The sequence below is a fragment of the uncultured Methanobrevibacter sp. genome, from assembly GCF_947166415.1.
Classification (GTDB): Archaea; Methanobacteriota; Methanobacteria; order Methanobacteriales; family Methanobacteriaceae; genus Methanocatella.
In genome coordinates this window covers 1-13,744 of sequence record NZ_CAMVEE010000040.1, presented here as the reverse complement: position 1 = coordinate 13,744, position 13,744 = coordinate 1, and the positions used below count along the sequence as shown (strand labels likewise).

The window sequence follows — 13,744 nt, the reverse complement described above, 5'->3', positions numbered from 1 at the left end:
TTCAGATGGGAGAACGCTAGACTGAAGATCTAGATGTCGCTGGTTCAAGTCCGGCCCATGGCATTCTTAAATTCTTTTTTTGTTAATTTTAAAAAATATTAGTTGATATTAGGTTTTTGAAAAATAGTTAAAATAAAAAAGAAGTTTACCTTATTTTCATAAGGTAATTGGTTTTGGTGTTACTTGAGTGTTTTCTCTCAAGTCTTTGTATTGTTTTACGATTTCATATCCATAATTGCTTGAAATCAAATCTGCACCTGCGGTTAAAACTTGGTTTGCAATTTTATAGCTGTCTATTCCACCGTATAGTTCTATTTTTGTGGTTGGAGCATATTTCTGGAATATGTTGATGTCGTTTACGATTTCATAGATGTGGCATGGTGATACGAATCCTGTAGCATTTTTGATGTAATCCGCTCCGGCCTTTTCGATTACCTGTGCAACAGCAGACTTTTCAGCATCGTCAAGGGCTTTGACCTCAATGTTGACCTTTAGGATTTTATCTCCCATGAGTTCCTTAAGCTGTTCTATCTCTTTTCCGATTAAATTGTATTTTCTGTCTTTCAAATGGCTTAGGTTAACGACAACTTCAAGTGAATCCACGCCTTTTTCAAGCAAGGATGATGCTTCAGCCAATTTGGTTTCGGTATCTTCAAATCCTAAAGGAAATCCGATTACGCTTCCGACTTCCACTTCTGTGTCAGCCAGGATTTTTTTAGCTAATGAAACGTATGTCGGTGAAACGATTACGGATTTGAAGTTCAGTTCCTTAGCTTTTTGTAAAAATTCTTTCATTTCCTCTTCGGAAATGATGTTGTTTAAATTAGTATAATTGATTAGTCTTGCCAACTCTTTTGAATTTTTTATGTTGTACATATTACCACTCTTCTAATAATTAGTTAGTATATATACGAATGATATATATAAATATTTTCATATTAATTTTTTAATCATGTACGGTCCGACCTTTTCATATCCGAACTTGCGATAGTAATTCCTTGATCCGATTCCGCTTATGATTGCAACTTCGTCCTTTCCGTTGTCTTGTGCAATATTTTCCGCTTCTTTCAGAAGTTTTTCGCCAAATCCGGTGTGCTGACCTATTTTTGGATTTTTATCTCCAATCTTTATCATGTTTCCATAGACATGCAGTTCACGAACAAGGGCGGTTGTGTCTTTAATTTCACTTCTGAAGTGATTTTTGGACGGAATCCTCAACCTTAAAAATCCTGCGATGCTTTCTTCATTGACATCTTCAATAGACAGGAAATACTCTTTTCCACCACACGCATCATAACTTTCCTTAAACAGTTCAAAATCTTCCAGAGTATAACTTTGCTTGGTTTTCTTGTGGCCGATTTCACGGCATCTGATACACTGGCAGTCAATATGCTCCTGTTCAAGCCTGTTGTAGACGAGCTCTCCAAGATTGGATTTTTTAACCCCTGCTTCAATCAGTGTGGATGGGATATCCCTCTGTATTCTCATTGTCCTGACCCATTTCGGAAGAATCTTTTTGATTTTAACAATCAGTTCCACGGCTTCCTCATCGGTATATGGAGCATATTGGCCTGATTCCCACAGGTCATAAAGCTCACTTCCTTTGGTTACCAAGCAAGGATAAATTTTAAGCATGTCTGGCTTGAAATTGTCATCGCTAAACAGTTTTTTAAACATTTTGAGGTCTTCCTTTTCATCAACGAACAGTCCAGGCATCATGTGCATTGCAACCTTTATCGCCGAATCTCTCAAAAGCTGATTGGCTTCGATAACGTCAGCTATCGTATGGCCTCTTTTTATCTTCCTGTACAAATCGTCGGACAGTGTCTGGACGCCCAGTTCCACTCTTGTCACTCCAAAGTCCAGCATCCTGTTGATGTGTTCCTCTTTGCAATAGTCCGGACGTGTTTCAAATGTCATTCCAACGCATCTGACCTTTGAGTTCTCATTGGCCTTTTGAACATCGCTGATTAGAACATAATCGTTAGGGGGATATGTCTTCAAGACTCCCTTTTCGAAGTCTCTTATCTCATCGAAGTCCATATTGTATTCGTAATTTGTAGGCTTGTTTTCAATAATCAAACCGAAATCGGTCATTGCTTTCAGACATTGGGAGGTGAACCATTCCTGATAGCATAAATCCCTTGACGGGAATGTTCCGCCCATTATGATCAGCTCGACCTTGTCGATTGGATGACCTATCTTTTTGAGCTGCTTCAATCGGTTGAAGCATTGGACATAGGGATGAAAATCATACATTCTTCCCCTTAAAGCTGCAGGTTCCTCACCGGTATAGCTTGGAGGAGCTATTTCGCTTTCAGGACAGTAGAAGCATCTTCCATGAGGGCATTTGTGCGGGTGGCACATCACGGCAACGATAGCAACACCGGACATTGTCCTTGTAGGTTTCTTTTTAAGGATTCCTGAAACGATTTCCTTTTCTTCAGGTTTCGCATATTCCAAGATGTCGGCATTGCTCATGAATTTGGACAATTTCAAGTCACGGCACAGCTGCCTTTTTGAAACTTCCAGATCACGGCGGGTGGATATTCTGCCATCAATGATATCATCAATTATAATCCTGCATGCTTTTTCCATTATTTCACCATATTAAATTTTTATATTTTGGAATTATAATAGTTAATGTTTTATTATATATGGTTCATAATAATAATCAAGGTGATATTATGAAAATTAAAGAATTTATTGGTTCAACTGTTTTAGATAAAAGCGCTAATGTTGTTGGAAAAGTTGACAACATAGATTTCAATGTCGAAACCGGTAAAATCGAAACTATCGTTTTGACTTTACAAAAAAACATATTCTCCAGAGATGAACTCGAAATCAGTTTCGACGACATCGCCACTATCGGAGCTTATGTAATTTTAAACAAAGAAATTCCAAAAGAAGCAGAAGAAGCTGAAGAAGAAGCAGAAACTGTTGAAGTTGAAATTGAAGACGCAGATGAAGAATAATTGTGGTTAAAATGGTTGTTGATGCAAGAGAAATTGAAATTCCTCTTGATTCCCAAGTCAGATATGTTGATACTGGAACAATCGGTAAAGTCATTGATATGAAGACAGTTGATGATGTCGACTGGGTAAAACTAGACAAGACTGACTTGTGGTACCGCTCAAAGCTCGTTGAGTTGCTGGATGAAAAGGATATTAAAGAATCATCCTGGGGCGAAGCCAAAGAAGTCAATATTGAAGATATCAAAGAAGGGGCATTGGACTTTGAAGATGTAAACATAGATGCCAATGCTGGTAACGGTGGAGGTTAAATCCACCTTTTTTTTATTTATTTTTTGCAAATAAACTTATTTTTTCTGCAAGTTTAGGGCCGATTCCATCAACTTTTTGCAGTTCACTTTCAGAAACAGATTTCAAATCATTGCCGAAGACGTTCGCTAAATTTCTAGCTCTTTTTCTTCCAAGACGTTTCACGCCAACAACTAACGGAATGATGTCTTCTTTAACGCCATAGTATAATCTGGCAGACAGCACGTCATATTCCTTGAGGTTTGAATAGTCACCTAGAACTTCTGCGGTTTTTTTGGCAAATATCACTAGACGTGAAGCTTCGTAAGCGGACCTTCTGGTTGATGCTGAATAAACGTTATACTTATTTTCTATCTCATATTCGTTTCGCTCGTTAATCCATTCAATCAATGAGACTGTTGTAGCTTCAGGGTTTCCGATGTCAACTGCAAACAATCCCACTTCAGACAATTTGTCACGCACAGGATCTTTTGATTTCCTACCCTTGAATGATATCAACGGCAAATCAGGGGTTTCGGACAATGCATAAATGAACTCTTCAACATTGATTTCGCTGATGCCGGTAATGTACTCTTTGATTTTTACTAATGTTTCAACAGTATAGTTTGACCTAGCTATCAGGTTTCCGAAATCGGTAGTTTTCAGGCCTTCCGGTGTGGCTAGGATTATTCCGTTTTGAAGCAGAAACTGCAGTGCTGATTCAAGTTCGAACCTTAGGCTGTCTGCAGCAAAAAGAGACATTGAAGGATTGTTGCTCATTTGGTATCCGTAAAGGGTTTTTCCGAAAAAGTCGGTCAGGTCCTCCAGATTTTTTGAAAGGGAAGATGCGATTTGAGCAATTATCTGTCTGTAAACGGCATCCTTGTTGTCAATCAGTTTTGAGTTTGTCAGTTCAATGTCACCTTCGATATAATATTCTTCAAGGTTCATAGCTTCGTCCATGGTTTTTGCAACAAGATATGAATAGCCGACGTCATCGTATTGAGGCCTTCCTGCCCTTCCAGACATCTGTTCATAATCAAAAACAGGAATCGGCTGAGGACCGTTGCTTGTCCATCTGGTGTGGTCTCTGATTATGACGGTTTTTGATGGTAGATTAACTCCATACATCAGACTTGGAGTTGCAGTAATCATTAATATGTTCCCGTTTCTAAATTCATCTTCGATGATTTCCTTCTGTTCGTTGAAAAGTCCTGCATGGTGGAAAGCCACACCCTTTTCAACAGATTCTGCCAATTTAAGGCATGTGCTTGTTGGAAGGGATCCTTTTCTTTTTGGAACGTCAAGCAATTTTTCTGCAACTTCCTTAAACCTTTCCCTCTGCTTCACGTTCAGTTTTTTATTGATTTTTCCGGAAACATATGTTGCAAGGCTTTCGGTAAAGCGTCTTGTTGATACAAATGCGAGAGCCTGTGACTTGTCCTTGATTGCCTTTTCAATCACTTTCACAATCACGTCATTCTTGTTTTTGGTATTGAACATTTCTGTATCCAAAACCTCTTTATGCAATGGGACAGGCCTGTAGTCATGCTCAACGCATGTCCCTTCAAGCCAGCCTTCAATCTCTTCGATATTTCTCAATGTGGCTGAAAGGGCAATTATCCTCATGCTTGGGTTAATGACTTTTGCCCTTGTGATTGCGGCTTCAAGTGTAGGTCCTCTTGTAAATTCTCCAATCATGTGGAATTCATCTATGATTAAAGTATCGACATCGCGCAAAGTATCCCATGAAAATCTTGTAAGTGCATCAAATGATTCGAAAACCATGACTGATAAATCTGCGCTTGAAGGATGTTTTCCCACATTGATGCCGTGCTCTTCAAATGCCTTGAATTCCTTCACCTTTTCATTTTGAATTGAAAGAAGTGGGGCAGCATAGACTGCCTTTCCACCATTAAGAATGGTTTTGAGGGCAGGCAACACTCCCAATACAGTTTTTCCACTTGCTGTCGGTATGCAAATGATGTAATTTGATGAATCATCCAAATATCCTGATTCAATGACTGCCTTCTGGGCAGGATTGAATTCCTCAATGTAATGATACGCGCTATTAATTATTTTTTTAATATCAGTCGGTAGGTTTTCCATTTTAATCATTTAAATTTTATTTTCTTATTATTTAATAAATATTTGGAGTGAGCATTTGATATCTAATATTTGAGGTAAAAATTATATATTAGTTAAGATAAATTAGGTTTAATCAAAAAAATACGGAGAATTACCATGGCAATTAAAGTAGAAGTATTTTCAACAAACTCATGTCCACATTGTCCATCAGCTATTGAAGCTGCTGAAGTTGCAAAAGATAAACTGGGCGATGCAATTGATGTAGAGGTCGTTAAAATTGATGAAAGCAATGAAAACAGAGAAAGAGCTATAAACTATCAGATTATGGCAGTTCCTACAATTGTTATTGATGGGGAAGTGGCTTTTGTCGGCGCACCTCATGACTTTGAACTTATAGAAAAACTCGAATCTTTATTATAAGATTCATATCTTTTTTTATTATTATTTTGTTAAAATGACTGATGAAAATTATATTGGGATTACGACAGGCACTGTAGCAACCGCATGTTCACTGGCTGCGATTGATGCAATTTTGGACTCTTCGGATATTGCCTGCGTTAAAGTGGAAACTCCCAAAACAACATTAGACATCATCATAGATGAATGCAAATTGTTGTCTCCTTTTAAGGCCTATGCAGTGGCCCATAAGAATCCATATAATGATCCTGACGTTACTGTGGATTTGGCCATCGTTTCCACTGTTGAATTAATTGATAAAACTGATGAAAATTCCGATATAATCATAACTGGTGGCGAAGGTGTCGGGAAAGTCACAAAGCCCGGCCTCCAAATACCTGTCGGCGACTATGCAATCAATCCGGTCCCCCGTAAAATGATAGTCAAAAATCTGGAGGACAAGGTTCCCGAAGGAAAGGTTGCAAAGGTTACAATTTCCATTCCAGAAGGCAGGGAAATAGCTAAAAAGACCATGAACCCGAAATTAGGCATAATTGACGGAATATCCATTTTGGGAACAACCGGAATTGCAAGGTCAATGTCCAGTGAAGCCTATAAGAATTCAATAGTCACCCAAATCGATGTCGCATTGGCATCTGATGTCGGTGAATTGGTATTCGTACCTGGAAACATCGGTGAAAAATTGGCTTTGAAATGTTTGGGTGTTGACAAGGAACAGATTATTCAGACAGGAAACTATGTGGGTTTCATGTTTGAGGAAGCCAAAAAAAGGGGAATCGATGAGTTCATATACTTCGGACACATAGGCAAGCTGATTAAGGTTGCAGGAGGATTGTTCAACACAAAGCATGCCGTTGCCGACGGAAGGCGTGAGATAATGGTTGCCCATGCCGCAATCAGCGGTGTTGACAAAGTGCATCTCCAAAGGCTGTATGATTCCAAAACAACCGATGATATGATGTCCATTTTAAATGAAATCAATCGTTCCACTGAAGTTTCAAACAGTATAGCTTCAGCAATTGCCGAAAGATGCATGCAGCGCTTTGAATTGGATTTGAATGTCATTTTGGTTGATATGGAAGGCAATTATCTCAATGACAATTTCAAAAAATGAGTCCCCAAACTTTATATTCACTTTTTTTAAACAATTTTACTGATTAATTATTTAAACAATAATCTTGAAATATAATATTGAGGTTTTTCAATGAAGATAGCTATGGTTGGTCAGTTTCCACCACATGTTGGTGGTGTAGGTGTTCATATTCACACTCTATCAAAGGAACTTGTAAAGCAAGGGCATGAAGTCTATGTAATCACTTATCCTCACAAGGAAATTAAGGATATTGACGGCATCCATGTAATCGGAACAAAGGGACTTAACATTCCGGGTGTTAGGGGATTGATGTTTAAGATGAATGCTAAAAAGGCATTAGAGGACCTTCTTGAAAAGGTCGACATTGACATTATTCATGGACATTACCTGTTTCCCGCAGGTGCTGCTGCGGTAGAGGTAGGAAATGAGCATGGAATCAAGACTTACGTTACTGCACACGGTTCTGATATGTTTGAATTATACAAGACCCAACCTTTGATGAGGTCAACCATTAGAAAGGTATTGAAGAATGCTGACGGTGTTTTTGCGGTAAGCAATGCCCTAAAACATGAAATCATTGCAACTGGCGTTACAGGCATTGCAGACAAAACCAAAATTTCATGGAATTCCGTAGATATTGAAAAATTTAAGAATACTGATGATTCTTCATTTAAAGAGGAATATAAGCTTTCTGATAAGCCTATAGTTCTTTTTGTAGGAAATCTGATAAAAAGGAAAAATGTAGACTCTCTTTTGGAAGCTAAAAAAATAGCAAACAGCAATTATTATCTTGTTGTCGTTGGGGACGGACCCCAATTCAAGAAACTCAAGAAAAAGGTTGAAGAGGAAAATATCCGTGATGTGATTTTCACAGGTTCAAGAAATGATGTTGAAAACATCATTCCAAGCGCTGACGTGCTGGTATTACCATCTTTTTCTGAAAGTTTTGGTCTGGTTTTAATAGAGGCATTGGCATGTGGCAAGCCTGTAATAGGCAGTAATGTCGGAGGAATTACTGAAATAATCACCGATGATGTCGGTTTGCTTGTCAATCCAAAGAAAATTTCATCAATAGCAAGAGCCATTGATAAAATGGTCAATGATGGGGAGTTCAGAAATGCTCTGTCTTTGAATGCCAGAAACAGGGCAAAGGATTTCTCAAAAATCAACATTCCATATGATGAGGTCAAATAATGAAAAGGACTGTCAGATCCCCTGGTTCTGCAACCATAATCAATGCAATCGCCACAGGATTCGGTTCGGCTTTCGGCATTGGATTGGATATCGTATGTGAAGCCAAATCTATCAAAAGCGGAATAGAATGTTTTAATGATGTTGGCGCAGACAATACATTGATGGAATTATGTGTGAAAAGGGTTTTTGACCATTACAACATCAGTCAGGAGGAATTCGGTGTCAATTTGAAAACAACTTCTAAGTTGCCTATGGCTTCAGGCCTCTCAAGCAGCAGCGCCTCTTCCAACGCAATTGTCAAGGCTGTATCTGAGATAGTTTCACAGGAATTTGATTTTAAGCCTCTTGATGATTTGAAGATTATCAACATGGCCATTGATGCTTCCCTGGAAGCTGGTGTTACAATCACCGGTTCATTTGATGATGCAACCGCTTCCTATTTTGGAGGTGTTGTCGTAACGGATAATAAAAACAGGGAGTTCATCATAAAAGAAAAGATGGAGGAGCATCTAATTTTGGTATATATGCCTAATTTTTATTCAAAATCAGGAGATTCCAATCCTGAACGCATGAAACTCTTATCTCCATTGGTTGAAACGGCTTTCGGTTTTGCCAAAGACAGGAATTATTTCAAGGCATTGAATTTGAACGGTCTTGTTTACTCCGCAACTTTAGGTTTTGATTCAGCGATAGCTGTTGATGCTTTAGAGGCAGGTGCAATCGCATCAGGATTGTCAGGTACAGGTTCCTCATTTGTTGCTGTTGTCAGTCCGGATTCAATTGATGATGTCAGGGAATCCTGGAGCAAATATGAGGGTCAGGTCATAGAAACTGCAGTTGACAATATTGGCTGCGTTTTGATTTAAATTATCATTTTTTGTAATTCAGGCATATAGTTTAAATACTAGTATGCTAATAGATTATATTATTATCATTATTATCAAAGATGGTGATTTTTTGTCAGAGGATTATAAAATTAAATCTTTTAACAGCATTGAAGAAGCTGAAAATCTTCTAATCGAATCTAGAAATCGCATTGATGAAATTGATAATGAATTGTTAGATTTAATTTCTCAGAGAACTTCTCTTGCAAAAGACATTGTTCTTGCAAAGGATTTTATCGGGATGCCGATTTACGATAAATCCCGGGAAGACAAACTCCATGATAAAGTCAGGAGATTTTCTGAAGAAAGGGGTCTTGATGCAGATATCATTGATCAAATATTAGACATGCTAACTATTTTAAATAAGAATGAGCAGAAAAAAATTTTAGGGAGGAATGTTAATGGGTAATATTAGAACTTCATTTGTTAAACGTTTAGCAAAAGAACTTATCGAAACTCACAAAGGTGTTTTCACTACTGATTTTGAAGAAAACAAAAAATTAGTACAAGAATACTCTACTGTAAGTACTAAACATTTAAGAAATAAAATCGCAGGATATGTTACAAGGCTTGTAAGGTTAGAACAAACCCAAGACTAAGCTTTTTTCATATTTTCTTACTCTTTTTTATTAATCTTTTTTATATTTTGAATTTTTTTAGGTATACAGCTCTCATTTTATTATAAAGTTTATTAATATGGTTGTATAAAAATAAATATGTATATTTTGTTTAATTGATTTTTTAACAAAATGTCAATAATTTTTAAAGAAATAGGTGAACTTAATGGATTTAATAGTAGCAAAATTTGGTGGAACCTCGGTGGGAGATGGTTCCAGAATTAAAAAAGCGGCGCAGTCCGTTGTAAATGAGTATATGAAAGGCAATCAGGTTGTAGTTGTAGTTTCAGCCGTTAACAAGACAACCGATGATCTTCTTGATTTATCAAATGAAGCAATCGGCGTAAGTTTGACTGACAAGCAAAAGGCAGAAATTATGGCTATGGGCGAATTAACTAGTGCTAGATTATTCTCAGCAACTATTGAATCTTTAGGAGTAACTTCTCAATTTATTGACCCTTATAATGATTTATGGCCAATCATAACTGATTCAAACTCTTTAGAGGCAAAGATAGATTTCAAAACCACAAATATCAAAATTGAAGGTATCAAAAGACTTGTCAATCAGGGAATCATTCCTGTTATTTGCGGATTTTTAGGAAAAGGTCCTAGCGGAGAAATCACAACCCTCGGAAGGGGTGGTAGCGATGTCACAGCATTTTTAGTAGGGCATTGTTTGGAAGCTAATGAAGTTATAATTGTCACTGATGTGGATGGAGTGATGTCAACTGACCCTAATAAAATTGAGGATGCTGAATTATTAGATCAGATTACAGTTGAAGAGATGAGGGATTTGGCCACCCATGGTGCGCAGGTTTTACACCCTCATGCATTGAAATACAAAGATCCATTAATAAGTGCTAAAATCATCAACTTCTCCCATGGTGATTTATCTTCAAAGGGAACACGTATTGTGGGACCTTATGAAGGAGACATGTTAAAATGCGTAACACTTTATAAGAACCCTATTTCTCTTATTGCAATTGTCGGCGAGGCTATGGTAAAAAAAGTTGGTCTGTTTGCCGGCTTGACAGGATGTCTTGCTGAGGAAGATATTAACATTTTCGGCATTTCTGCAGGTCAGAATTCAATGACCGCATTTGTCGATAAGGCAGATTCTAACAAAGCATATCATTTACTGCACCATTTTGTTGTGGAAAATGATGTCTTAAGTTCTTTGTCCTTGGGAAGAGATACAGCGATGATTACTTTTGTCAGTCCAGATATCATTGATACCCCGGGAATTATTTCAGAAATTACAGAACCACTTAGGATAAATGGCATAAACATTGTTGAAATTATTTCATCACAAACTGCCATTGTATTATTTGTTGATTGGAAAGATGGTGAAAAAGCACACAGTTTAATTAGCGAGGTTTTAAAATGAATTTTGAAGGTACATACGTTGCAATGGTAACTCCTTTAACTGAAGACAGGGAAATTGATGAAGAGGGATTCCGATCCAATATTAATTATCTCATTGACCAAGGAGTTTCAGGTTTAGTTGGCGCCGGAACTACCGGTGAATCAGCTACAATAAGTCATGAAGAACATCAAAGAGTAATTGAAATTTTAGTGGATGAAGTTGATGGCAGAGTAGAGACAATTGCGGGAACTGGAAGTAACGCTACTTCCGAAGCATTATCCCTAACACAATTCGCTGCCGATGCTGGAGCTGATGCTGCATTGCTAATCACTCCTTATTACAATAAACCACAGCAACATGGTTTAATTAATCATTATACAACCGTTGCTGAATCTTGTGACATTCCGATTATTTTATATAATGTCCCATCCCGTACTGGAGTAAACATGGATGTCGAAACCATTGTGGAATTGGCTAAAGTAGACAATATCGATGCAGTTAAAGAAGCTAGTGGAAGTGTTGATAAAGTTTCCGACATATACAGGGCTCTTCAGCATGAAGGACTTGAAGACGATTTCAATATTTTATCAGGTGAAGATTCATTGACCTTGCCTATTATGGCAGTTGGAGGTACTGGTGTTATCAGTGCATCTGCAAATATTGATGCAAGAAGAATGGTTCTAATGGTTGACAGCATCTTGAATGATGATTATGGAAGAGCAATCGAACTCCATTATGAAATGGTTGAATTAATCAGAGCTTTATTCATTGAAAGCAATCCTGTACCTGTAAAAACAGCTATGGGTCTTATGGGGCTTCCTTCAGGACCTCTCAGACAACCATTAGCTCCAATGAAAGAAGAAAATCTCGAAATTCTCAAAAAAGCTTTAAAAGATTCTAATTTAATTTAAAAGGTTAAATCATGATAAAAGTAGCAGTTACTGGAGCCGCAGGAAGAATGGGCTCCGGCATTATTAAAAGAATTACTGAACAAGATGACATGGAAGTAGTTGCAGCTATTGAAATGCCAAACACTCCTCTTGCAGGCGTCGATGCAGGCCTTAAAGCTGGCGTTGGGGAAATTGGTGTTAAAATTGTTGGATCAGAAGATTTGGAAGAAGCTTTGAAATCTTCCGGTGCAGATGTTTTGGTGGACTTTACCATTGCACATGCTGCTGTTGACACAATCAGGGTGGCTACTTCTTGTGGCGTTGGTGTTGTTGTTGGAACTACTGGATTCAGCGAAGAGCAAATGGCTGAAAACACAAAAAACATTAAGGAAAACAATGTTCCTGCAGTCATTTCTTCAAACATGTCCATTGGAGTTAACGTATTTTTCAACACATTAAAGAAATTGGCGCCATTGTTATATGATTTTGATATTGAAATTATTGAAGCTCACCACAATCAGAAAAAGGATGCTCCTTCCGGAACAGCTATGACTGCATTTGAAGTGATTGCTGGGGAACTTGGCCGTGACACAGAAGAAGTTGGTGTTTACGGAAGACAAGGTTTGGTTGGCAAAAGAACTAAAGAGGAAATCGGTGTTCATGCCATCCGTGGTGGAGATATCGTAGGTGACCACACCGTGATGTTTGTCGGTGAAGGTGAAAGAATAGAGCTCAAACACCAAGCACATACTAGGGAAGTTTTCATTGCTGGTGTGATTAGGGCTATTAGATATATTCCTAATGCTGAACTAGGTATTGTCAGCAGTATGAATGATGTTTTAGGATTAGAATAGGTGTTTAATATGGTAAACGTTGGTGTTCTCGGTGCAACTGGGATGGTTGGACAAAGATTTATTCAATTACTCGAAAACCATCCAGATTTTGAAATTACTGCTTTAGCGGCGTCCTCTCGTTCCGCCGGTAAAAGATACGAAGATGCAACAACCTGGTATATGAATGATGCAATGCCTGAATCAGTTAAAGACATTGTAGTTTGTGAAACAAACCCTGACGCTATGGATAACGATGTAGATATTGTATTTTCATCACTTCCAGCTGATTTCGCTTTAAAAGTTGAAAAAGATTTTGCTAAAGATTACGTTGTTGCAAGTAATGCTAGTGCACACAGAATGAAGAAAAATATTCCATTAGTAATTCCTGAAGTTAATCCTGAGTGCTTAAACATGATTGATGCTCAACAGAAGGAAAATGACTGGGACGGATTCATAGTAACCAACCCTAACTGTTCAACTATTGCATTGGCTTTAACTTTAAAACCTGTTGTGGATAACTTTGATGTTAAAGCTGTTAGGGTCTCAACAATGCAAGCAGTATCCGGTGCAGGTTATAATGGGGTTCCATCAATGGCTATTGTTGACAATCTTGTTCCTTACATCGGTGGGGAAGAGGAAAAAATGGAAAGCGAATCTCTCTATCTGTTAGGTTCTTTCGATGGTACTGATGTAGTTAATGCAGATTTCTCTTTAAGTGCATCTTGTCATAGGGTTCCTGTTATCGATGGTCATACTGAAGCAGTATTCATTGAGTTGGAAGATGACTTTGACATTGCTGATGTTAAAGATAGTATGGCAAACTTTAAAGGATTGCCACAAGAACTAAATTTATTCTCAGCTCCTGAAAATCCAGTAATTGTCAAAGAAGAATCCGACAGACCACAGCCAAGAATGGATAGAAATGCGGGTAACGGTATGGCTGTTACTGTTGGTAGGTTAAGAAAAGACCAAGCATTTGACAATAGTTTCAAATATGTTCTTGTTGGACATAATACTGTTCGTGGTGCAGCAGGTGCATCTATACTCAATGCAGAATTAATTAATGATAAAATACTCTAATTTTATCGTTTTAATTTTTCTA

The 13,744-nt window shown here is 37.8% G+C and carries 15 protein-coding genes; 12 read left to right on the top strand and 3 right to left on the bottom strand.

The genetic code is table 11. The features are described 5' to 3' along the window. Positions 1 to 156 precede the first annotated feature (156 nt). Positions 157 to 876, bottom strand: a complete 720-nt coding sequence (deoC, locus tag Q0W25_RS08155) for a deoxyribose-phosphate aldolase (RefSeq protein ID WP_297827064.1) — start codon at positions 874 to 876, stop codon at positions 157 to 159. 57 nt (positions 877 to 933) lie between these two features. Next, positions 934 to 2,598 carry a tRNA uridine(34) 5-carboxymethylaminomethyl modification radical SAM/GNAT enzyme Elp3 gene (locus Q0W25_RS08150; protein ID WP_298521047.1) on the bottom strand — a complete coding sequence of 555 codons (1,665 nt, stop codon included), beginning with the start codon at positions 2,596 to 2,598 and terminating at the stop codon, positions 934 to 936. An 89-nt stretch (positions 2,599 to 2,687) separates the two neighbouring features. On the opposite strand from Q0W25_RS08150, the gene Q0W25_RS08145 reads away from it, so the two are divergent. Then, on the top strand, positions 2,688 to 2,975 hold the full coding sequence (locus Q0W25_RS08145; RefSeq protein WP_297827060.1) for a PRC-barrel domain-containing protein: 288 nt from the start codon (positions 2,688 to 2,690) through the stop codon (positions 2,973 to 2,975). An 11-nt stretch (positions 2,976 to 2,986) separates the two neighbouring features. Further along, on the top strand, positions 2,987 to 3,283 hold the full coding sequence (locus Q0W25_RS08140) for a DUF2098 domain-containing protein (RefSeq protein WP_298521045.1): 297 nt from the start codon (positions 2,987 to 2,989) through the stop codon (positions 3,281 to 3,283). A gap of 13 nt (positions 3,284 to 3,296) precedes the next feature. Here Q0W25_RS08140 and Q0W25_RS08135 read toward each other — a convergent pair whose 3' ends face one another. Continuing rightward, positions 3,297 to 5,378, bottom strand: coding sequence for a DEAD/DEAH box helicase (locus Q0W25_RS08135; protein WP_298521043.1), 2,082 nt, complete (start codon positions 5,376 to 5,378; stop codon positions 3,297 to 3,299). A 126-nt stretch (positions 5,379 to 5,504) separates the two neighbouring features. Between Q0W25_RS08135 and Q0W25_RS08130 the strand changes: the two genes are divergently transcribed. The 10 genes from Q0W25_RS08130 to asd all read left to right on the top strand — a co-directional run bounded on the left by Q0W25_RS08130 (position 5,505) and on the right by asd (position 13,722). After that, positions 5,505 to 5,768 carry a thioredoxin family protein gene (locus Q0W25_RS08130; RefSeq protein ID WP_297827054.1) on the top strand — a complete coding sequence of 88 codons (264 nt, stop codon included), beginning with the start codon at positions 5,505 to 5,507 and terminating at the stop codon, positions 5,766 to 5,768. Between the two features lie 34 nt (positions 5,769 to 5,802). After that, entirely contained in the window at positions 5,803 to 6,879 is a 1,077-nt protein-coding gene (gene cbiD, locus Q0W25_RS08125; RefSeq protein ID WP_297827051.1) for a cobalt-precorrin-5B (C(1))-methyltransferase CbiD, read from the top strand. A gap of 90 nt (positions 6,880 to 6,969) precedes the next feature. Further along, on the top strand, positions 6,970 to 8,052 hold the full coding sequence (locus Q0W25_RS08120; protein ID WP_298521040.1) for a glycosyltransferase family 4 protein: 1,083 nt from the start codon (positions 6,970 to 6,972) through the stop codon (positions 8,050 to 8,052). Further along, a complete protein-coding gene (locus tag Q0W25_RS08115) occupies positions 8,052 to 8,918 on the top strand; it encodes a shikimate kinase (protein WP_298521038.1) in 867 nt (288 codons plus the stop codon). Before Q0W25_RS08120 ends, Q0W25_RS08115 begins: the two co-directional genes overlap by 1 nt. Positions 8,919 to 9,009: 91 nt before the next feature. Then, positions 9,010 to 9,345, top strand: coding sequence for a chorismate mutase (locus tag Q0W25_RS08110; protein WP_298521036.1), 336 nt, complete (start codon positions 9,010 to 9,012; stop codon positions 9,343 to 9,345). Next, positions 9,338 to 9,535, top strand: coding sequence for a 30S ribosomal protein S17e (locus Q0W25_RS08105; RefSeq protein ID WP_287411096.1), 198 nt, complete (start codon positions 9,338 to 9,340; stop codon positions 9,533 to 9,535). Before Q0W25_RS08110 ends, Q0W25_RS08105 begins: the two co-directional genes overlap by 8 nt. A gap of 184 nt (positions 9,536 to 9,719) precedes the next feature. Continuing rightward, on the top strand, positions 9,720 to 10,940 hold the full coding sequence (locus Q0W25_RS08100; RefSeq protein WP_298521034.1) for an aspartate kinase: 1,221 nt from the start codon (positions 9,720 to 9,722) through the stop codon (positions 10,938 to 10,940). Next, positions 10,937 to 11,830 carry a 4-hydroxy-tetrahydrodipicolinate synthase gene (gene dapA / locus Q0W25_RS08095; protein WP_297827208.1) on the top strand — a complete coding sequence of 298 codons (894 nt, stop codon included), beginning with the start codon at positions 10,937 to 10,939 and terminating at the stop codon, positions 11,828 to 11,830. The genes Q0W25_RS08100 and dapA overlap by 4 nt, the downstream gene beginning before the upstream one ends. 11 nt (positions 11,831 to 11,841) lie before the next feature. After that, positions 11,842 to 12,663, top strand: coding sequence for a 4-hydroxy-tetrahydrodipicolinate reductase (gene dapB, locus Q0W25_RS08090; protein ID WP_298521033.1), 822 nt, complete (start codon positions 11,842 to 11,844; stop codon positions 12,661 to 12,663). A 9-nt stretch (positions 12,664 to 12,672) separates the two neighbouring features. After that, entirely contained in the window at positions 12,673 to 13,722 is a 1,050-nt protein-coding gene (asd, locus tag Q0W25_RS08085) for an aspartate-semialdehyde dehydrogenase (protein ID WP_298521031.1), read from the top strand. The last annotated feature ends 22 nt before the right edge of the window (positions 13,723 to 13,744 follow it).

Excerpts from the sequence above, each read along its gene's own strand:
- dapB (WP_298521033.1), top strand. The coding sequence starts at position 11,842 with ATGATAAAAGTAGCAGTTACTGGAGCCGCAGGAAGAATGGGCTCCGGC.
- Q0W25_RS08115 (WP_298521038.1), top strand. The coding sequence starts at position 8,052 with ATGAAAAGGACTGTCAGATCCCCTGGTTCTGCAACCATAATCAATGCA.
- Q0W25_RS08150 (WP_298521047.1), bottom strand. The coding sequence starts at position 2,598 with ATGGAAAAAGCATGCAGGATTATAATTGATGATATCATTGATGGCAGA.
- Q0W25_RS08145 (WP_297827060.1), top strand. The coding sequence starts at position 2,688 with ATGAAAATTAAAGAATTTATTGGTTCAACTGTTTTAGATAAAAGCGCT.
- cbiD (WP_297827051.1), top strand. The coding sequence starts at position 5,803 with ATGACTGATGAAAATTATATTGGGATTACGACAGGCACTGTAGCAACC.
- Q0W25_RS08105 (WP_287411096.1), top strand. The coding sequence starts at position 9,338 with ATGGGTAATATTAGAACTTCATTTGTTAAACGTTTAGCAAAAGAACTT.
- asd (WP_298521031.1), top strand. The coding sequence starts at position 12,673 with ATGGTAAACGTTGGTGTTCTCGGTGCAACTGGGATGGTTGGACAAAGA.
- dapA (WP_297827208.1), top strand. The coding sequence starts at position 10,937 with ATGAATTTTGAAGGTACATACGTTGCAATGGTAACTCCTTTAACTGAA.
- Q0W25_RS08120 (WP_298521040.1), top strand. The coding sequence starts at position 6,970 with ATGAAGATAGCTATGGTTGGTCAGTTTCCACCACATGTTGGTGGTGTA.
- Q0W25_RS08140 (WP_298521045.1), top strand. The coding sequence starts at position 2,987 with ATGGTTGTTGATGCAAGAGAAATTGAAATTCCTCTTGATTCCCAAGTC.
- Q0W25_RS08100 (WP_298521034.1), top strand. The coding sequence starts at position 9,720 with ATGGATTTAATAGTAGCAAAATTTGGTGGAACCTCGGTGGGAGATGGT.
- Q0W25_RS08135 (WP_298521043.1), bottom strand. The coding sequence starts at position 5,378 with ATGATTAAAATGGAAAACCTACCGACTGATATTAAAAAAATAATTAAT.
- deoC (WP_297827064.1), bottom strand. The coding sequence starts at position 876 with ATGTACAACATAAAAAATTCAAAAGAGTTGGCAAGACTAATCAATTAT.
- Q0W25_RS08130 (WP_297827054.1), top strand. The coding sequence starts at position 5,505 with ATGGCAATTAAAGTAGAAGTATTTTCAACAAACTCATGTCCACATTGT.